The sequence below is a fragment of the Methylobacterium brachiatum genome, from assembly GCF_900113845.1.
Taxonomy (GTDB): domain Bacteria; phylum Pseudomonadota; class Alphaproteobacteria; order Rhizobiales; family Beijerinckiaceae; genus Methylobacterium; species Methylobacterium brachiatum.
On sequence record NZ_FOQW01000003.1, the window covers coordinates 38141 to 57615 of the forward strand.

Sequence of the window (19475 nt, forward strand, 5' to 3'; positions counted from 1 at the left end):
TGCGGGGCCCGCCGCCAGACCTGGATCGCATGAGTCCCACCGCACATCTCGCTTTGATCAACCTGTTCACCGGGGACATCCAGGGAGGGCTCGGCCCGTTCCTGGGCACCTGGCTGGCGCAGGCGGCCTCTTGGAGTCCGGCGCGGGTCGGCTTCGTCATCACCCTGGTGGGAATCGGGACGCTGTTTCTGAGCGGCCCGTTCGGGGCCCTGGTCGATCGCTTCCCGCGTCCGCGCCTGCTGGTGGCGCTGGCCTGCGCGGCGATCCTGGCGGGCACGCTCCTGCTCCTGCCGGCGCGCAGCTTCCCCGCGGTGCTCGTGGCGCAGCTGCTGGCCGCCGCCGGCGGCACGCTGCTGCTGCCGGCCGTCGCGGCGCTGACCCTGGGGATCGTCGGCAAGGACGGGTTTCCCAAGCAGCAGGGCCGCAACCAGGCGTTCAACCATGTCGGCATCCTGGTTGCCGCCGGTGGCATCAGCCTCGGCACCGGGACGTTCGGCCCGGCCATCGCCTTCTGGGTGCTGGGCGGCATGGCGGTCGCCGCGATCGTCGCGACGCTGACGACGCCGGCCGGCGCCTGGAACCGGCGCCGCGCCGTGGGCTGGAAGGAGGACGAGGACGAGGAGCCGCAGCGCAGCGGCATCCGTCAGGTTCTCGGCAACCGGCGCCTGCTGGTCCTCACCGTGGCGCTGACGCTGTTCAATCTCGGCAACGGCGGCATGCTGTCCCTGCTCGGTCAGAAGCTCGTCGCCACCGCCGCCGATGCCACGACCTGGACCGCCCGCTACGTCATGGTGGCGCAACTCGTGATGGTGCCGGTGGCCCTGTTCGCCGGCTCCCTGGCGGATCGGCGCGGACGGCGCCAGCTCCTGATGGTGGCGTTCGCGGTGTTGCCGGTGCGGGCTCTGCTGTCGGGCCTGATCGACGATCCGGTCTGGCTCATCAGCGCGGAAATCCTGGACGGCGTCGCCTCGGGCATCGTCGGGGTGGCGGTGCCGGTGGTCGTCGCCGACCTGACCTGGGGGTCCGGACGCACCCAGACGGCGCTCGGCAGCGTCAACGCGGTGCAGGGCGTCGGCGGCGCCCTGTCGGGCTGGTACGGCGGCCTCTCCTACGGGCTGTTCGGCTGGACCGGCGCGTTCCTCGCCCTCGGCGTGCCGGCGCTCATTGCCCTGGCGCTGGTGATCTGGCTCGACGCCACCCCCGAGCCCGGCCGCCGCAGGCGCCGGCGGGAGCGGCAGGGGGCTGCGATCCAGGGGGCGTAGGGCCGTGGGCGTGCATGTCGGTGCGCAAGCTCATGGCGTGGAGGAAAGGCGATGGCGTATCGGTCGCCCCTGTCGCTCATGGCCATCACCTCAAACGACCTGGGTGAGGTGAACGCCGTCTTCGACGACCTGACGACCTATTCCATGCAGGTGGATGGCGTGCCGAAGCGCGAGGACGCTGCCTTCGCGTTCGTGACGGCGCGGCCGTCGGGATGCGAGCTTCGCAATAAGCACGCGTTCCTGGCAAAATGCAGCGGTGCGGTGATCGGGCTTCTCGATCTCATCGATGGCTATCCGGCTCCGGGGACGGCCTTCATTGGACTTCTGGCAATCCGGCAGAGCGCGCAGGGAGCCGGCTTCGGCCGGGCGTTATACCAAGCGGCGGAGCACTTCGCTCGCGAGGACCTCCGGGCCCGAACCCTGCGCTTGGCCGTCGTCGAAACCAATCCGGTGCTGGGCTTCTGGGCGCGGATGGGTTTCGAGCCGACAGGCGAGACCAGACCGTTCAACGGTGAGCGCCTGACATCCCAGGCCGTTCTGATGGAAAAGCAGCTTTGAACACACGGAAGCCCGGCCTCTGAGGCCGGGCTCGATGTAGAAATCCGGAAGGAGCCTGAAACGCCTAGCCGATATGCGGGCTGCCGGTGGCGGCGGGGAAGCGGTCGGCCAGGGCGCGGCGAAGCTTTTCCAGGGCGCGGTTCTCGATCTGGCGGACGCGCTCCTTCGAGATGCCGAGGCGCTGGCCCAGGGCCTCCAGGGTCGCCTGATCCTCGGCGAGGCGGCGCTCACGCAGGATCCGCAACTCGCGCTCGGACAGCACCGTGAGCGCCTGCTGCAGCCAGCTGAGGCGTCGCTCGCCGTCGACCGTGGCGCTCACGGTCTCGTCCGGCAGCGCGGCGCCGTCGACCAAAAAGTCCATCCGCTCGGAGGAGGCGTCGTTGTCCTCACCGACCGGCGCGTTCAGCGACATGTCGGGGCCGGAGAGGCGGGCATCCATCAGCGCCACGTCGTCGCGCGAGACGCCGATGGCGGTCGCGATGCGGCGGTGGATCTCGTCGCCGACATGTTCCTCGGTGGATTGCATGAGCCGGGCGCGCAGCCGGCGCAGATTGAAGAACAGGGCCTTCTGGGCCGAGGACGTGCCCCCGCGCACGATCGACCAGTTGCGCAGGATGTAATCCTGGATCGAGGCGCGGATCCACCACGTCGCGTAGGTCGAGAACCGGACATCCCGCTCCGGCTCGAAACGCGCGGCGGCTTCCATCAAGCCGACATGCCCCTCTTGCACGAGGTCGGCCATCGGCAGGCCGTAGTGACGAAAACGCCCCGCCAGGGCGATGACGAGGCGCATATGGGCTGAAATCAGGCGGTGCAGCGCCCGCTCGTCGCGGTTGTCCTTCCAGCGGACGGCGAGGCCGCGCTCTTCTTCCCGTGCCAGGAAGGGCGCCTCCATGGCAGTCCGAATGAACTGCCGACGAATTCCAGCGATATCAGCCATCCCGCCTGCCTCTTGTTGCCGAGTGCTGTTGCGGCGCCGAACGGAGCGTCCAACCCGCAGGGCGTCACCGAACGGCGGCGCCAGGCAACCGACAACGGAAGGCAAAACGCGAAAGTTCCGCCGCATCCCTTCGCAGTGCGACAGCCGGACGGCCACGTTTTCGTGTTCCGTCCGGATGACATGGGTTTCGGCGCCCCGCCGTCCAGTCCCCGACCCTCCGAAGCGGTGTGGAAAAGGCGCCGGCTGGTTCGGCCACGATCGATCGCGCCCGGCGCGAGGGCATAAAAAAACCCGGCCACCGGGGCCGGGCTTTGCAACGTCTCGAAGGGATGGACGCCTCAGGCGGCCACTTCCTGGATGTCGTCGCCTTCACCCTCGGCTTCCGCCTCCGGCTCGGCCTCGCTCTTGGCGCGGCGCGGCGACTTCGCCAGGCTCTGCTCGATGAGCTTCAGCGCCTCGGTCTCGGTGATGCGGTTGACCGAGGAGATCTCGCGCACGATCCGGTCGAGGGCAGCCTCGTAGAGCTGACGCTCCGAGTAGGACTGCTCGGGCTGAGCCTCCGAGCGGAACAGGTCGCGCACCACCTCGGTGACCGCGAGCAGATCGCCCGAGTTGATCTTCGCCTCGTATTCCTGGGCCCGGCGCGACCACATGGTCCGCTTGATCCGGGCGCGGCCGGTCAGCACGTCCAGGGCCTTCTTCACCAGATCCGGCTCGGCGAGCTTGCGCATGCCGACGGAGTTGGCCTTCGCGGTCGGAACGCGCAGGACCATCTTGTCCTTCTCGAACGAGACGACGAACAGCTCAAGCTTGTAACCCGCGATCTCTTGCTCCTCGATCGCGGTGATGCGACCGACGCCGTGGGCCGGATATACGACGGCCTCACCGGTCTTGAAGCCTTGCCGGCCTGCGGTCGTCGTCTTCTTGGCTGTGGTCATGCGAGAAGGGCCTCCACTGGCGCGCGACGCTCCGCGCCGCGCAAAACCGTGTTCTTCCGGGCGGGATACCCGGTTTGCCTCGCCGTTCCCGGGATGACCCGCCCCGGAGGACGAGCACCCGGGCGTTCCCCGGCGCGACCGTGCAAACACCGGAACATCCGCCGAAGTCACCCTCGGCGGTCGTTCGCGTGCCACCACTCCTAATTCACGAAAGCGAAAGGCGTTTCGGCCGGAGGGAGCACGTCTGGCGCGAGCGACGGCAGGCGGATTGTGTATCACAATCCGGCGCGCAGATCAAAGCATCCCTGAAGAAGCGCGCGCGGTCCGGGCGTCGCCTCGAAAGAGTTTTACACCGGCTCGGCCGGAGAGGAATGACATGCTTGCGGCCCAGGGCTTCGCAGGACGCACGTCGTAAACGGTTTGGATCGCGATCGACAGGGACCCGGTAACCCGACGACAGATCGCAACATCGTGAGGCGATCCGTTATCCAGTTTGTGCAGCGTCACGGCGGCATTTAAAGCCCCGGCGCCGCATCGACGACCAAACCTGCAGCCGGTTCTAGTCGCCGGAGCCGGGGTTGGCCGAGAAATGCGCCTCGAGCTTGCCGGCGACGCCGTCCCACTCCTTGGCGTCGGCCGGAGCGTCCTTCTTCTGGGTGATGTTGGGCCAGCTCTTCGCGTAGTCGGCGTTGAGCTTGAGCCACGTCTCCAGATTCGATTCCGTGTCGGGCTTGATCGCCTCGGCGGGGCATTCCGGCTCGCAGACGCCGCAATCGATGCACTCATCCGGATGGATGACGAGCATGTTCTCGCCCTCGTAGAAGCAGTCCACCGGACACACCTCGACGCAGTCCATGTACTTGCACTTGATGCAGTTGTCGGTGACGACGTAGGTCATCGGCTGTCTTCGTCCTAAAAATTCTGGTCTGCCCGGGCGGAGCCTCGAAGGCCCGCACGCCCCGGTGGCGCTGCGATCGTGCGCCGCAAAACCCGGCGTCGAACCGGGTCTTTCGGAAGCCGATGGCTCTAGACCCTGCCTTCCGGGCTGACAAGCGCGCCGGTGTCCCAGGGCACCCGAGATCGGGTCCTCGACCGGCCGCTGTGGCGCCGGCTCATCACTCGGGCGGGTCGACCGCGATCGGGATGCCGGCGAGGTCCTCGTAGAGAAGCCGCGCCTCCGGAGCCGGCCCCCGTCGCTCGCCGAGGCCGCGCACGCGCACCGCCAGGGTCGCGTGCGGGGCGGCCACCGTCACGACATCCCCGATCACGATGCCCTTGGCCGGGTTCTCGGCCCGGGTTCCGTTCACCCGCACGAAACCGTCCTCGGACAGGCGCGCGGCCAGGGATCGGGTCCGCGCGAAGCGCGCGAACCACAGCCATTTGTCGAGCCGCTGCCGACCCTCCCGCATGCGGGCGCGTCAGCGCTTCCCGCCGTCGCCGGCTTCGAGCTGCGCCTTCAGCGCGGCCAGCTTGGCAAACGGCGAATCGGGGTCGGGAGCCCGCTCGCGCCGGGGCGGACGCTGGTCGGGCCGCGGCGCCGCATGACGCTGCTCGGCGTTGCGCTGGTCGTCCCGGCGCTCCGGACGGCCGCCCTCGAAACGGTCCCGACGGGGACCCCGATCGCGTCCGGTACGCGGACCGCCCTCGTTGCCGGGGCGTTCGCCGCCCTCGGCGCGCCGCTGCTCGGGTCGCGCGCCTTCCGGGCGACCCGGACCCTGGTGCTGACCCGGCTGGCCACCGTCGCGCCCACGACCCGCCCCACGCGGACGGTTCTGCGGCCGGGGATTGGCCGGTCGCTGGTGGCGCTGCAGGCGCCAGACCTCGATCAGGACCTGCTCCGCCGGGGCCTCGCCCTCGGCACCGGCGGGCGCAGCCTCGGCCGCTTCCGACGCGTTCGCGGCAGCCGTTTCGGCGGACGGAGGCGCATCTGCGTCGGATGCTCCCTCGGCTGCTTCGGCAGCCTGCGCAGCCTCGGCCGGAGCCTCCTCCGGCACGGGCTCGGCTTCGGCAGCCGCCGCGACGGGCTCGGCCTCCGCCGGGGCCTCGGAGGTGGAGGCACCTTCGGCCTCCGGGCTGGATTCGGCCGAGACGGCCGGCTCGGCACTGTCAGCGGCGTCCGTGCTGTCGGGAGCCGAAGCCGCATCGCCGGAGGCGTCCGCGGCCTGAGCGACGGCATCCGCCTCGTCGGCGCCGGCCTCGCCCGCTGATTCGTGGCCCGTCGTCTCCGCCTCGCCCTCCGCGGCGGCGCCCGACGGCGCGGTGACCACGGCCGGGGCGGTCGCGGCGGCGGGCACCAGCGGCACCGTGATGGCCGGGCCGGGACGAGCCTCCAGCGTGTAGCCCAGGGACTTCAGGATCGAGGCGAAATCCTCGCCCGAGCAGCCGACCAGCGAGGTCATGCCGACCGTGGCGACGAACGCGTCGCCGTCGGCCGTGCCGTCCGGCGGGGCGCCCGGCGTCGTGCCGGGACGATAGGCGATCGCCGGGCGAATCAGGTCGGCCAACCGCTCCAGGATGTCGACCCGCACCGCCCGCTCGCCGCTGACGCGGAAGCCGGCCGCCCGGTAGAGCCCCTTGGCGATCTCGCGATCGACCTTGATCGAGGTCCGGCCGGAACCGGCCAGATGGGCGATCTCGTCGAGGCCGCGCTGGTCGAGCCCGCCGTTGCGCAGGGCCCAGAGCTGGGCCGCCAGCGTCCGCGGCGCCGGCTTCAGCAGGGCCGGCAGGAAGATGTGGTAGGCGCCGAAGCGCACCCCGTGCCGGCGGAGCGCCCCGCGCCCCTCCTGGTCGAGGCTGCGCATCTCCTGAGCGACCTTGGAGCGCTCCAGCACGCCCAAGGCCTCGACCACCTGGTAGCCGATGCCCTTGGCGAGGCCGGTGAGGTCGCCCGCGGTCTCGAGCTCCATCAGCGGGCCGAGCAGGCGCACGATCATGGCCTTCAGCCAGGCGTCGAGGCGCGCTTCGACCTTCTCGCGATGCGCGCCGGTCAGGCTGTCATCGGCGAGGAGGCGAATCTGCGGCGCGAACAGCTTCTCGCCGGGGGTCAACTTCGCCACCGGGGCGCCGGTCCAGCGAATCATCCCGTCATGCGCGAGCACGAGCGTGGAATCGGCCGTCGCCGCGAAGCGGTCGGCCCGGGCCTCGATCTCCCCGGAGAGCGCCTTCTCGGCGGCGCTCCTCAGAGTCTTGGCCTCGTGCCCCTCCGCGCTCGCATCCGGGACGAATAAGAATCCATGCAGGTGACCGACATGCTGACCCTCGACGGTGACGTCACCGTCGGCGGAAATTTGGGCTTCGAGCATCGTGTTCTCTCTCAGGCGCCGCATCAGGACGCTTGTGCGCCGGTCGACGAAGCGGCTCGCGAGGCGTTCGTGCAGGGCGTCTGACAGCCTGTCCTCTACCCGACGTGTCTCGCCCTGCCAATGTTCAGGGTCGCGCAGCCAATCGGGGCGGTTGGCCACGAAGGTCCAGGTGCGTCCCTGGGCGATCCGCCGGGACAGCGTATCGATGTCGCCGTCGGTGCGGTCGATCATCGCCATCTGCTCGGCGAACCACGTGTCGGGGATGCGTCCGGCCATGCCCTTCATGAGGAAGCGGTAGAGCTGCGCCACGAGGTCGGCATGCACCTGCGGGTGGACCTTGCGGTAATCCGGCACCCCGCAGACGTCCCAGAGCCGCCGCACCGTGGACTGGCTCCGCGCCATGTCGCGGATGTCGTCCTCGCGCATCAGGATCTCGAGGGCCTGCTGGTCCTGCCCCATCGGCGCGCGCGTGAGGCCGGATTCGCGCGGGTGCTCGTCGAGGCTCGCCTGAAGCGCCTCCAGGGTCCCAAAGCTGAGATCCGGGTTGCGCCATTGCAGGATGCGCAGCGGATCGAAGTCGTGATTCTCCAGCCGCTCGACCATCTCGGGCTCGAAGGGCGGGCAGCGGCCCGTGGAGCCGAAGGTCCCGTCGGCGAGGTGGCGCCCGGCGCGCCCGGCGATCTGGCCCATCTCGGCGGGGGTCAGCTTGCGGAACCGGGTGCCGTCGTACTTCCAGTTCGCCGCGAAGGCGACGTGGTCGACGTCGAGATTGAGTCCCATGCCGACCGCATCGGTGGCCACGAGGTAATCCACGTCGCCCGCCTGGTACATCTCGACCTGGGCGTTGCGGGTGCGGGGCGAGAGGGCGCCCAGCACGACCGCCGCGCCCCCGCGCTGGCGCCGGATCAGCTCGGCGATCGCGTAGACCTCCTCGGCCGAGAAGGCCACGATCGCGGTGCGCCGGGGCAGGCGCGACAGCCGCTTCTCGCCCGCGAAGCTCAGCTTCGACAGCCGGGGCCGCGTCGTGGTGTGGACGTTCGGGATCAGCCCCTGGACCAGCGGCAGCATGGTCGAGGAGCCGATCAGCAGCGTCTCCTCCCGGCCCCGCACGTAGAGCAGGCGATCGGTGAAGACGTGCCCTCGGTCCATGTCGGCGGCGAGCTGGATCTCGTCGATGGCGACGTAGGCGACGTCGAGGTCGCGCGGCATCGCCTCGATCGTGCAGATCCAGTAGCGCGGCCGATCCGGCTTGATTTTTTCTTCCCCGGTCACGAGGGCGACCTTTTCGGGCCCGACCTTGGCGACCACGCGTAGGTAGACCTCCCGGGCGAGCAGCCGCAGGGGCAGCCCGATCATGCCGGTCGGGTGCGCGAGCATCCGCTCGATCGCGAGATGCGTCTTGCCGGTGTTGGTCGGTCCGAGGACCGCCGTCACGCCGCGGGCGCGGACGTCGCGCGGCAGGGACCGGCGGGGGAGGGGGCGGAGCGGCGCGTCGATGGTCGGCGGTTCCTTCGGACGGGAAGGCCGGCGCGGCGCCGTCTGGCGCGGGCAGGGGGTTCGGGCGGCCGGTCGCGTCAGGGACGATAGGGCCGCGTTGATCCTCCCCCATATGGGATATCACCCGGGCCGCTGCCAACCTGCGGCATAATCAGCGGATAGACCTCGATCTGCGTCGCCGGGGATCCGGGCTGGGGCGCGAGATCCGCGCAGAGGGTGTCGGGGACCGAGACCAGCGGACCGTGCCGCGGCGGCCGGTGCTCGATCACCTGCGCCGACGAGAAGGCGTCGCCGCCGCAACCGGGATCGGCCGATCCCGCGGTGAGGGGCTGGGCCGCAGCCGGCCCGGCGAATGTGAGCGCCGCGAGGGCGAGGGCGAGGGCGATTCGGGGGCGGTGCGGGCGCATGTACGGATCATCGCAGGGAAGGTGAAAGATGTGATCGCCGCCGCGCCTCACCCCGAGCGCGGGGACCCCGGGTGGACGGCGCTAGACGGATGCGACGCCGGCAATCGGGCCGAAAGCGCCTCAGATCCTCAGCGACCGTATTCGGCTCGGCCGGAGCGCGAGGCTTTGATCGATGCGAAGACGTCCGACAGGTAGCGCCGCGCCGGTTCGTCGTAATAGCGCAGGACCAGATAGCTCACCGCGATCGTCGCGACGAGGAACGTCGCGCATTCGAGGACGATGCCCCTGCTGCCGGTCACCTTCTGATAGATCCCGTTGATCCAGCAGAAGATCGGGTAATGCAGGGCGTAGACCGGATAGGAGAGGTCGCCCAGCGCGCGCGAAGCCCGCTTCGGCAGACCCTGGAGGGTGACGACCGATCCGCTCAGCACCAGCAGGGGAGCCAGGACGAGTTTCCAGGCGAGCCGTTCCTGAAGGGTGAGTTCGAACGACGAGAACAGGATCGCGATCATCACACCGGACAGCGCCACGAACAGAAACGCATTCGCGCGACTCGGCCGCATGGCGCGGCCGACCTGATAGACCAGCACGCCGACAAAGAACGATGACCCGACGTGAGCGAAGCCGAGCAGGAAATTATCCGCCGTGTCGCCGCCGATGCCGAATCGGATGACCGCCGCGCTCGACAGGACATACAGCCCCAGGGCCAGATAGGTCTGGTCGACGAATCGCAGCAGCCACCAGACATAGTTCGCCGCGAGCTCGAAGAAGAGCGAGAATTGCGGCCCGTTGAGCGGAAATATCTGTGGGCCGCCGATCTGGGGCGGGGCGTTGAAATAAGGGATGTTCAGGATTCCCAGCATGATCGCCAGGACGATCGTGGCCGATTGGGTCTCGGTGCTCAGCAGATAGTTTCTGGCGAGGACGTAGGGGGCGCTGATGACGATCGACAGCAGGATGATCGGCAGCAGCCTGATGACGCGGAGGGCCATGAATTCGGTCACGGATATATTCCGTGTCCGGCGGGCATAGGCGCGGGCGAGGACATAACCGCTGAGCGTGAAGAAGGTATCGACCGAAAGCCCCCCGTTCACTGCCAGGAACGGGATGTCTAGCCATCGACCCAAATGGAACAAGAGTACTGATAGCGCGGCGATCCCTCGAATGCCATCGAGGGCTACGCAATGCGTGGTCGGCTTCGACGGGGCCGGTGTTCCCAACTTTATCCAGCCATGTTATAGTAATCGCAGACTTTAATCCTGCCGATAGAGTTGGCATACTGCGCTTGATGTCGATTCGAGTTTTTGATTTTAGAATGTGGGATGTCAAGGCCAGTGCGCATGGATGCTGCAGACAAAACGGTTTCGGTGGTTATCGCTACGTATAATGGCTCAGTATTCATCCGCGAGCAGCTCGAAAGCGTCATTAACCAGAATTTCAAGCCGGTGGAGATTATCGTCTCTGATGACGGATCAACGGATGCAACTCTGGATATAGCAAGGTCGATTGCCGAAAAATCGAAGATACCGTTCAAGATAAACATCAACCAAACCAATCTCGGATTTCGTGACAACTTCCTGAATGCGGCTTTGTCCGCCAAGGGCGACTTCGTCGCGTTCTGCGATCAGGACGATATCTGGGATCGCGAAAAGCTCGAACGTGTGGCCACTTATTTCGGCAATCCGAATATTTCCATGATCGTGCACGCGGCTGCGAGTTTGGACCAATCAACCGGTAAGCTGGTAAAATTCACTCAGGGCATTCAACGCACCGGCATCAAGCCGCCGCTCAGTTACGATCCCTGGTTGACGTTCTTCGGATTTTCGATCGTTTTCCGCCGGGAACTTCTGCATCTGGCCGATATTGAGGGGCGGTTCCGGGACTTCATCGTGCCCAAGGAGAAGATCGCCCACGACCGGTGGATCGTGTTTCTCGGCCAGGTGGTGGGCGAGACGGCGGAACTGAACCTGCCGCTGGTCACCTACCGGCAGCACGCGACAAACCTGTTCGGGGACGGCCGCCGCAGCCACAAGGCGCAGGCCCACGATCCGATCAAGGAACTCGACGACTACATCGCCGCCACCGCCGACATGATCGCGGTGATCCGCGATCTCCCCGACGCGACGGTGGCGGCTTTTCCGCTCTTCGATCGCGGAAAAGCGATCCACTTTTTCCAGCGGGCCCTGCATCAGCTGCAGCAGAGGAAGCGGGTCTACGTCTCGCGCAGCCGGCCCCGGGGCGTGTGGGCGGTGATCCGGAACATCCGTGGCGGAGTCTATCGGTCCGTCCACCACGACGCCATTCGGTGGCGCTCGATCGCGCGCGATCTGAAATACTGCGCGATCCGCTCGTAGCTCCTGCCGATTACGGCCCCGCCGGGGGCAGCCCGAGATAACCGAACACCGCGCGCAGGACACGCTGCTCCAGCGCGTCGCCCGCCCGCTCGCCGCGCTCGCCCGCAGCATCCACCATGCCCCGCAGCAGCGCGAACAGGTCGCCCGCCGCAACCTGCGCCTCGACCGGCGGCGCGGGTTCGAGGCGCCCCAGCAGGGCCAGCAAGGCGCCCGAGATCGCCCGGGTGACCGCATCCAGGCTGTCGGCGAGCTGGAGCCGGCTCTCCTCCCGGTCGAGCAGCAGGGCGAGGCGCGGCCGGGACATCTGGTGTGCGACGGCCGCCCGCACGATCCGACGCAGGCCGAGCTCCGGCGTCGCCGCCCCGGCCGCGTCCCGCACCGCCGCGATCAGCAACCCGGTCTCCCGCGCCACCAGGGCCGCGGTCAGCGCCTCCTTGCCCGGAAAGTACTGGTAGACCGAGCCGACCGAGACGCCGGCCCGCTCGGCCACGGCATTGGTCGTGTAGCCGGCCAGGCCGCGCTCCTCCAGAACGCGAGCCGCACCTTCGAGAATCGTCCGCACCGTCTCGGCGGAGCGGGATTGTTCCGGGTTTTTCCGGGGCTTGAGCGCCGGCCCCCGCGCCGTCCGGCCGGTCATGAACGCGAGTTCGCCCCCGGGCCGCCCGGGGGCATCATCGCCGGGTCCCAACAGACCCACGGAGCGGTCACATCCATGTCCGACCAGACTTTCAATCCCAAGCTCACCGTCTTCATGCTGGTGAAGACGTCACCCGAATGGCTCGCCCTCTCGATCGACGAGCGCTTCGCCCGGTTGCGCGCGGTGTTCGAGCCGATCCTGCGTCGCCACGCGGATTCCGTGAAGCTGCGCTTCTACGACGCCGAATTCTACACGGCCCGCGTCACCGATCTCTGGGTGTGGGAGGCCAGCGACCACCACGCCTACGAATGCGTCGTCGAGGCCTTGCGCGAGACGGCGTTCTGGGACCGGTGGTTCGCGATCGTCGAGATCATCCCGGCCGTGGAGAACGCGTACGCGACCCATTACGGCCGGGCGCCGCTCGCCGCCTGAACCGGCCGGTTCAGGCGGCGCCTTCGACCAGCACGACCTCGCCGATCCCGGCCGGCAGGCGCTTGGCCTTGGCGGCCTGGTATTCCGGCGAGACGTAATAGGCCCGCGCGGCGTCGTAGGATTCGAATTCCAGCACGACGTTGCGCGGCCGGGCCTCGCCCTCGAGCGCCTCGTAGCGCCCGCCCCGCACCAGGGGTTTGGCGCCGTAGAGCCGCATCGCCGCGGAAGCCATCTCGGCATAGGCCGCGTATGTCTCCGGATCGGTGACCGTCATCCGGACGATGATGTAGCCCTTCGGCATGGTCCTGCACCTCCCTGGCTGCCGCGCTTGCCCCGCACGGGTGCCCGGAAAGAGGCCGGCGGTCAAAGCCGGATCGCGCGCCGGGTGCTCACTGCCCGGGGAGGCTCGCCTGGGCGACGCTGGCGCCGGCGGTCTCGGCGGCGCCCTGGGTCCAGCGCGTCGCCTCGATGATGTTGGTGCCGATGGTGGTGAGCACCGAGATGCGCAGCGGAATCAGGGCCCGCGTCCCCTCGACGGGGGCGAGCCAGACCGACATCTCGCGGTTATCCTCCATGAACTTCACCCCGGGGCGGTCCGGCCGGTGCCCGGCCACCGCCTGGTAGCGGGCGGTGCAGACCAGGACCGGTCCGACATAGCCGGGCTTCTGCACCGGGCGGGTCTCGGCGTAGCTCAGCACGACGTTGAACCGGGTCGCGCCGTCGAACACCGGCAGGGTCCGGTTGCAATTGGCCGGATCGAGCAGCTCGCCCCGCCCCTGGGCCGGCATCAGCAGTGCGCTCACCGGATCCATGATGCCCCGCTTGTGGGCGGCCGTGACCGGCACCCGGTCCTGCATGTCCACCAGCGGCGGCGTGATCTCGGCCTGCACGACGTTGCCGTGCGCGAGCGCCATGCGCACCGCGATCCCCGAACTCGCCGTATGGGTGGCGATCGAGAAGGCGGCGGGCTGCGGCGCTGCCGAGAAATTGCCGGAGGCCCGGGCCGAGCCCTTGCCACCGGTGATCGCCCCCACGAGGCCGGTCAGCGTCGCCGAGACGTCCATCAGGTAGCGATCGCGCTCGAAGCTGCCCGCGAGCCGCGCGGTCCCGATCGGCAGGCCGGCGAGGTTGATGCTGTAATCCACCGTTACGGTGGCGGGCGCCGCGGCGGCGGCCCGCCGGGCGCGGGCGGCCGCATCGGCCGGGGCACCGAGCGCCGCGATAGCGAGCACGGTCCCGAGAAGGCGCGTCGTCAGCGGCTTGATCGTCCGACGGACAGGCGTGGCGCTCATGATCCGGATCGCATCCCAGGAAACGCGGGCGAAAAATATCTTGTGCGAGACGATCTCGCGAGACGAGGTCTCGACGTGCGGTGCCGGCGCGGCGCCGGCCTTCGTCGAGCCGATGACGGTTATATCCCGGCATCGTGGTTAACAGACCGTTGGGTGCCCGACCCCCGCTCGGGGCACCTTCGACCCGGCGGAGCTTGACGCATCGGGGGCAGGTCGCCTATAGGCTCGCGCCTTCAACAGGACTCCGCTGGACCTGGAATACGTATCGGGCGCCGCCCGCTGCGACGATGATCGCGCCGCTTGCGATCGGGTCTTCTCGGGCGGAACGAGACGGGAATTTTAGTCATCATGGCGCGCCGCTGCGAACTCACCGGCAAGGCCGTTCAGGTCGGCCACCTCGTGAGCCACTCGAACCACAAGACCAAGTGCCGGTTCCTGCCGAACCTGTGCAACGTCACGCTCCAGTCGGACGCGCTGGGCAAGCGGGTGCGCCTGCGCATCACCGCGCACGCCCTGCGCTCGGTCGAGCACCGCGGCGGCCTCGACGCCTTCCTGGTGAAGGCCGGCGAGGGCGACCTGTCGCAGACCGCCCGGCTGCTGAAGCGCGAGATCCACAAGAAGCTCGCCGAGACCCCGGCCGTCGCGGCCTGATCTCGGGCGCTCTGCGCCTTCTACGCCTCAGACGACGCAAACCGCCGCGGCAGGGCATGCCGCGGCGGTTTGCGCTTGCCTGCGCGGACCGCATTGTTCCGGTCGGCTCCGAGCGTGCGATTCGCGTCGACCCTTGGCCGATGGCGCGAGGTCAGGCTTCGGGCATGCCGTCAGCCTGACCTGATGATCAGAAATCCACGCTGGCCGAGATGAGAACGGTCCGCGGTGCCCCAGGCGCGAGGAGCCCGCGACCGGTCGTGGCCCAGTAATTGTTGCCGGTCACGTTCAGGATGTTCGCCTGCCAGGTCACCGGCCGGTCCTGGAGGATCGTCTTGTAGCGCAGGCCGAGATCGAGGGTGGCCCAGTCCGGAATCGTCTGGCTGTTGGCCTGGTCGTAATACTGCGCCGCCGTGTAGATCACCCGGCCGGTGATGGTGAGCCCAGGGGCGAGCCAGGGCAGATCGTACTCGCCGTAGAGGTTCAGCTGGACCGCCGGGACACCGATCGCGACGTTGCCGTTGAACTGGCCGCCCTGCGTCTTCAGGAGCCGGCCGTCGATCAGGCTCACCCCGCCGACCACCCGAATGCCGGCCACCGGCTCGCCGAAGGCCGTGAATTCGAGGCCGCGATTGCGTTGTGTCCCGTCGATCCTGAACCGACTGCTCGAATCCAGGAATCCGAATGGCTGCTGCAGGTCGTAGGCCGCGAAGCCGAGACCAAGGTTGCCGAAATCGTATTTGACGCCGGCCTCGATCTGGTCCGAGCGGACCGCCCCGAAGGGCTGATTGGCGTTGACCGCCGCCACCGGCACGGAAGGGGCCGTCAGGCCCTCGCTGTAATTGGCGTAGAGCGACAGCGCCTCCCAGGGCTTCACCACCAGACCGGCACCGGGCGAGAAGGCGCCGCTATCCGCGAGGCCGGTGGTGGATCCGGTGCGTGGATCGAGGCTCTTGACGGTGATACTCTGCCAGCGCCCGCCCAAAGTGAGCTGCACATGGCCATCCAGGATGGACAGCGTGTCGGCTACGGCGACGCTCTGATTGCTGCGGGCCGTCGTCGGCGGCATGGCCCGCGTCTGGCCGATGGCGCTGCGCGGCGGGACCGTGATCGGCGCGTAGATGTTGGAGACGATGGTCGATCCGACCGGGTAGCTAATCTGGCTCTGGTCGTACCACAGGCCGGTCGCCGCGATGCCGAATTCATGGCGCACCGGTCCCGTATCGAGCCGCCCGCGCAGGCCCGCCTCCGCGGTGTCGGCGTTGGAAATGTAGGGCAGGTAGTTGATCGGCTCGCGGAAATCGCCGCGCGCGTTGAAGATGGTCAGGACCGCGCCGAAATACTCCTGGTAGAATTGGCTGTGTCCGTAAGCGGCGTAGAGCGTGACTGCGTCGTTCAGATCGTACTCGGCGCGTAGCGCCACCGACTTGTTGTCGCTGTCGCGGTATTCCCAGCTCTGCTGCGGGTTGATTCGCAGGTCCGGCGCCCGCGGGATGGGAAAGCCCGAACTGACCGACCGGGTGCGGAAGGCCGCATTGAGATCGGTCTTCTGGTAGCCGAGATCCGCCGAGACACGCAGGTTCTCGCCACGATAATCGAGGGCGAGAGCCGCGACGCCGAATTCCAACTGCTGCAGGTCGATCGGCGTCCTGCCGAACTGGTAGGCGCCGTTGAACCGGAGCCCCCATTCGTTCGACGGGCCGTAGCGCCGGCTGAGATCGAGGGCGGTGTAGCTCTGGGCGGTGGAGATGTAGCCTTGGGTCACCCGGGTCAGTGGCGCATCCAGGGCGCGCTTCGGGATCAGGTTGATGACGCCGCCGATATTGCCGAACAGCGGGGTGCCGGTGAGCAAGGTTCCCGGGCCATGGAGCACCTCGACCCGTTCGATCGGCTCGATCGCCGGGTTGAAGGCGTCGGACACGCCGTAGAGACCGTTGAACGCGATATCCTGAGCGAAATACGGGAAGCCCCGGATCAGGAAGCCCTGGATGCCGCTGGACGGCGGCACGTTGGTGCGGACGGCCGGATCATTGTTGATCACGTCCTGAAGCGTGTGGGCCTGCTGGTCGCGGATCAGCTGATCGGTGAAGCTCGTCTGGCTGTAGGGCTGGTCGAAGCTGCTCCGGTTGCCCAGCAACCCCAGCCGCGAGCCGGACCCGACCTGGCCGCCCGCATAGGCTGGCGGCGGGGGGTCAACCACGCCGACGGAGGCGCCGTAGCTCTTCGGGGCGCCCCGACCCTGGGTCTCGACGCTGAGCTCGTCGAGCTGGACTGCGTCTTCTGCCCGAGCCGTACCGGCGGCACAGAGAAGGGCTCCGTTCACCACCGCCCACACGATCGCTTCGAGCGCCGGGGCTTTCCGCATCCAGAACCGCATGACTCACCATCGGATGCCGGCCGAGGCAGCCGGTTCGCTTGTGCGCGAGAAGTGAGTTGCTGATGGAGGGGAGGCAATCGCGGGCCGGAAATTACCGCCGCTATCGTTCTGTGACGTGTCGCGAGTTGTGTCCGCGCAACGGATTAGATTTATTCTTGATCCGGTATAACTATTTGAAGATGTTGCGCTTGCCGATGTTCAACTTCTGGCGGCTCTCTTCCCGAGAAAATCGGCGCGTTGCTGCACCGACGGGGCGCCGTATCGCACGAGAACGAATCAGGGCGTGCCGCTTTCGATCCGGCGAACCGAACCTTGCCGGCGCAGCCGTTTGGTGCCGGCGAGATCGCATTCTCACCACGTGACGGCGGATCGATGTTTCGGCCGCGTCGAGGGGTTTTGCCCCCGACGCCGCGCGCGTCAGCGCCGCCCGCCGGCGGCGCGCAGGGCTCGGCCCACGGGGGCCGGGGAGCCGTTCTCCTCGAACAGCTCGGCCAGCTTCTCCGTCATGGCACCGCCCAGTTCCTCGGCGTCGATGATCGTCACGGCCCGGCGGTAATAGCGGGTCACGTCGTGGCCGATGCCGATTGCCAGAAGCTCCACCGGCGAGCGGGTCTCGATCTCCTCGATCATCCAGCGCAGGTGCCGCTCGAGGTAGTTGCCGGCATTGACCGAGAGGGTCGAGTCGTCGACCGGCGCGCCGTCCGAGATCACCATCAGGATCTTGCGCTGCTCCGGGCGCCCGAGCAGGCGCTTGTGCGCCCAGTCCAGTGCCTCGCCGTCGATATTCTCCTTGAGGAGACCCTCGCGCATCATCAGCCCGAGATTCTTCCGGGCCCGGCGCCAGGGCGCGTCGGCGGACTTGTAGACGATGTGGCGCAGGTCGTTCAGGCGACCGGGGTTCGGCGGCTTGCCGGCGGCGAGCCAGGCCTCGCGGCTCTGGCCGCCCTTCCAGGCCCGGGTGGTGAAGCCGAGGATCTCGACCTTGACGCCGCAGCGCTCCAGCGTCCGCGCCAGGATGTCGGCACAGGTCGCCGCCACGGTGATCGGCCGGCCGCGCATCGACCCGGAATTGTCGAGGAGCAGCGTGACCACGGTGTCGCGGAAATTGGTGTCCTTCTCCTGCTTGAAGGAGAGCGGCTGGTAGGGGTCGATGACCACGCGGACGAGCCGGGCCGGATCGAGCTGGCCCTCCTCGAGGTCGAAGTCCCAGGCGCGGTTCTGCTGGGCCAGGAGGCGGCGCTGCAGCCGGTTGGCGAGACGGCCGACGACGCCCTGGAGGTGCGAGAGCTGCTTGTCGAGGTAGCTGCGCAGGCGCGACAGCTCGTCAGCGTCGCACAACTCCTCGGCGTGGATGATCTCGTCGAACCGCGGGTTGAACACCCGGTATTCGGGCCCGCGCGCCTCGTTGCCCTGGCGCGTCGGCGGCCGCGACGCTTCGGAGGCCTCCTCGGATTCCGCATCCTCGGATTCATCGGGCAATTCGCCCGACGGCGCGTCGGCGGATTCCTGCGCGCCCTCCTCGATCTCGTCGGAGGCTTCCTCCGAGGTCTCGATCTCGGCGCGCTCGCCCTGGCTCTTCTCCTCGGAATCGCCCTCGCTCGGGTTCTGCTCGTCGTCCTGGGCGTCGTTCTCGTCGTCGTTCTCGTCATCCTCGGCGTCGAACGGCGTCTCGTCCGACATGTCGAGGGAGGTCAGCAGGTCGCGCACGGAGCGGGCGAACTTGCGCTGGTCCTCGATCGAGCCGATCAGCCCGTCGAGGTTGGGGCCGGCCTTGGCCTCGATATGCTCGCGCCACAACGCGACGATCTTGGCGGCCGCCTCGGGGGGCTGCTGCCCCGTCAGGCGCTCGCGCACCATCAGGGCGACGGCGTCCTCCATCGGGGCGTCGGCCCGGTCGGTGATGGTCTCGTACTTGCCGCCGCGATGGTAGCGGTCCTCCAGCATCGCCGTGATGTTGCTGGCCACCCCCGTCATCCGCCGCGAGCCGATCGCCTCGACCCGGGCCTGCTCCACCGCGTCGTAGACCGCGCGGGCGGCGGCGTTCTCGGGGGCGAGCCGGCGATGCACCGCGATGTCGTGGCAGCCGAGCCGCAGCGCCATGGCGTCGGCATTGCCGCGCAGCACCGCCACGTCCTGCGCCGAGAGCTTGCGGGGCGGCTCGGGCAGCCGGGCCTTGTCGCCGGTCAGCGCCGGCCGGTCGGTGGCGTAGGTCACCTCGACCTCGGACCGGCGGGCAATGGCGCGCAGGCACCCGGCCACCGAGCGCTTCAGGGGCTCGGCCACGGATTCGCGACGCTCGCCGGGCTTGCGGTTGGAGATGGACATGCGGGGGCTACCGGTCGGCCTCGAATTCGAAGGGGCGATTCAGGATGTCGTCCCAGGTGTAGGGACACTCCTCGGGGAATGTGTTGGGCGAACGCTTCATCTCGCGGGCGGCTCGAAGCCTGCCGAGCCGATAGCCGTCAGTGATAGCCTCGACGATGCGTGACTTGAGGCCCGGGTTCCGGCGCAGCTGCTTGTCGATCCGCACCCGCTGCTCGGCGATCGTGAGCGACCAGCTTCGGCTGCGCCGTTCGGGCTGATGGTCCCATTTGAGCATATGGGCCAACAGCACCTCGATCGCGCTCTCAAGCTTGTCGTATTGTTCCGAGCCCACGTCGCTCAATTCCTCGGCGATGTTGTCGAGGTCGAGCGCGTCCACCTGCCCGGCACGGAGCAGGGCGACCTGCTCCTGAACCCAAGTGTAGACATCGTCCGCGTAGCGCGTCCGCCCCTCGGCATGCGGAGTCGCCGGAGCGTCCTCGCGTGTCGGGGCCGGATGCGCCATCGCG

At 68.3% G+C, this 19475-nt stretch carries 18 protein-coding genes; 5 read left to right on the forward strand and 13 right to left on the reverse strand.

Annotated features, from left to right (window positions below; genetic code table 11):
- Positions 1 to 29: 29 nt before the first annotated feature.
- Complete coding sequence (locus BMZ47_RS02385; RefSeq protein ID WP_007559663.1) at positions 30 to 1262, forward strand: MFS transporter; 1233 nt, start codon at positions 30 to 32, stop codon at positions 1260 to 1262.
- Positions 1263 to 1313: 51 nt separating this feature from the next.
- On the forward strand, positions 1314 to 1820 hold the full coding sequence (locus BMZ47_RS02390; protein ID WP_091858222.1) for a GNAT family N-acetyltransferase: 507 nt from the start codon (positions 1314 to 1316) through the stop codon (positions 1818 to 1820).
- A 64-nt stretch (positions 1821 to 1884) separates the two neighbouring features.
- Here the strand turns inward: BMZ47_RS02390 and BMZ47_RS02395 are convergent, their stop codons facing one another.
- The 7 genes from BMZ47_RS02395 to BMZ47_RS02425 form a co-directional block, all read right to left on the reverse strand.
- The gene (locus BMZ47_RS02395) at positions 1885 to 2760 is read right to left on the reverse strand and encodes an RNA polymerase factor sigma-32 (RefSeq protein ID WP_007559662.1); all 876 of its coding nucleotides are present in this window, start codon (positions 2758 to 2760) and stop codon (positions 1885 to 1887) included.
- A 338-nt stretch (positions 2761 to 3098) separates the two neighbouring features.
- Complete coding sequence (locus tag BMZ47_RS02400; protein ID WP_007559661.1) at positions 3099 to 3698, reverse strand: CarD family transcriptional regulator; 600 nt, start codon at positions 3696 to 3698, stop codon at positions 3099 to 3101.
- 559 nt (positions 3699 to 4257) lie between these two features.
- Positions 4258 to 4596, reverse strand: a complete 339-nt coding sequence (fdxA, locus tag BMZ47_RS02405; protein ID WP_007559660.1) for a ferredoxin FdxA — start codon at positions 4594 to 4596, stop codon at positions 4258 to 4260.
- 217 nt (positions 4597 to 4813) lie between these two features.
- Positions 4814 to 5107: an RNA-binding S4 domain-containing protein gene (locus tag BMZ47_RS02410; protein ID WP_007559659.1), complete on the reverse strand. Its 294-nt coding sequence runs from the start codon at positions 5105 to 5107 to the stop codon at positions 4814 to 4816.
- A gap of 9 nt (positions 5108 to 5116) precedes the next feature.
- Positions 5117 to 8434, reverse strand: a complete 3318-nt coding sequence (locus BMZ47_RS02415) for a helicase-related protein (protein ID WP_167368982.1) — start codon at positions 8432 to 8434, stop codon at positions 5117 to 5119.
- A gap of 140 nt (positions 8435 to 8574) precedes the next feature.
- Positions 8575 to 8904 carry a hypothetical protein gene (locus BMZ47_RS02420; RefSeq protein WP_091858224.1) on the reverse strand — a complete coding sequence of 110 codons (330 nt, stop codon included), beginning with the start codon at positions 8902 to 8904 and terminating at the stop codon, positions 8575 to 8577.
- Positions 8905 to 9032: 128 nt separating this feature from the next.
- Complete coding sequence (locus BMZ47_RS02425; RefSeq protein ID WP_091858226.1) at positions 9033 to 10124, reverse strand: acyltransferase family protein; 1092 nt, start codon at positions 10122 to 10124, stop codon at positions 9033 to 9035.
- Positions 10125 to 10244: 120 nt separating this feature from the next.
- On the opposite strand from BMZ47_RS02425, the gene BMZ47_RS02430 reads away from it, so the two are divergent.
- Entirely contained in the window at positions 10245 to 11258 is a 1014-nt protein-coding gene (locus tag BMZ47_RS02430; RefSeq protein ID WP_091858228.1) for a glycosyltransferase, read from the forward strand.
- A gap of 10 nt (positions 11259 to 11268) precedes the next feature.
- On the opposite strand, the gene BMZ47_RS02435 is transcribed toward BMZ47_RS02430, so the two are convergent.
- Positions 11269 to 11895 carry a TetR/AcrR family transcriptional regulator gene (locus BMZ47_RS02435; RefSeq protein ID WP_167368983.1) on the reverse strand — a complete coding sequence of 209 codons (627 nt, stop codon included), beginning with the start codon at positions 11893 to 11895 and terminating at the stop codon, positions 11269 to 11271.
- Between the two features lie 75 nt (positions 11896 to 11970).
- Between BMZ47_RS02435 and BMZ47_RS02440 the strand changes: the two genes are divergently transcribed.
- Positions 11971 to 12327, forward strand: a complete 357-nt coding sequence (locus BMZ47_RS02440; protein WP_007559653.1) for a darcynin family protein — start codon at positions 11971 to 11973, stop codon at positions 12325 to 12327.
- Positions 12328 to 12337: 10 nt separating this feature from the next.
- Here the strand turns inward: BMZ47_RS02440 and BMZ47_RS02445 are convergent, their stop codons facing one another.
- Entirely contained in the window at positions 12338 to 12628 is a 291-nt protein-coding gene (locus BMZ47_RS02445; RefSeq protein WP_091858233.1) for a DUF1330 domain-containing protein, read from the reverse strand.
- A gap of 88 nt (positions 12629 to 12716) precedes the next feature.
- A complete protein-coding gene (locus tag BMZ47_RS02450; RefSeq protein ID WP_091858235.1) occupies positions 12717 to 13619 on the reverse strand; it encodes a DUF3108 domain-containing protein in 903 nt (300 codons plus the stop codon).
- Between the two features lie 348 nt (positions 13620 to 13967).
- Here BMZ47_RS02450 and rpmB point away from each other — a divergent pair, with 348 nt between their 5' ends.
- Positions 13968 to 14270, forward strand: coding sequence for a 50S ribosomal protein L28 (gene rpmB, locus BMZ47_RS02455; RefSeq protein WP_007559647.1), 303 nt, complete (start codon positions 13968 to 13970; stop codon positions 14268 to 14270).
- Between the two features lie 187 nt (positions 14271 to 14457).
- Here the strand turns inward: rpmB and BMZ47_RS02460 are convergent, their stop codons facing one another.
- The 3 genes from BMZ47_RS02460 to BMZ47_RS02470 all read right to left on the reverse strand — a co-directional run bounded on the left by BMZ47_RS02460 (position 14458) and on the right by BMZ47_RS02470 (position 19471).
- Entirely contained in the window at positions 14458 to 16644 is a 2187-nt protein-coding gene (locus BMZ47_RS02460) for a TonB-dependent receptor (protein ID WP_244536720.1), read from the reverse strand.
- Positions 16645 to 17061: 417 nt separating this feature from the next.
- Positions 17062 to 18969 carry a cobaltochelatase subunit CobT gene (gene cobT / locus BMZ47_RS02465; RefSeq protein ID WP_007559643.1) on the reverse strand — a complete coding sequence of 636 codons (1908 nt, stop codon included), beginning with the start codon at positions 18967 to 18969 and terminating at the stop codon, positions 17062 to 17064.
- A 7-nt stretch (positions 18970 to 18976) separates the two neighbouring features.
- Positions 18977 to 19471: a DUF29 domain-containing protein gene (locus tag BMZ47_RS02470; protein ID WP_091858937.1), complete on the reverse strand. Its 495-nt coding sequence runs from the start codon at positions 19469 to 19471 to the stop codon at positions 18977 to 18979.
- Between the last annotated feature and the right edge of the window lie 4 nt (positions 19472 to 19475).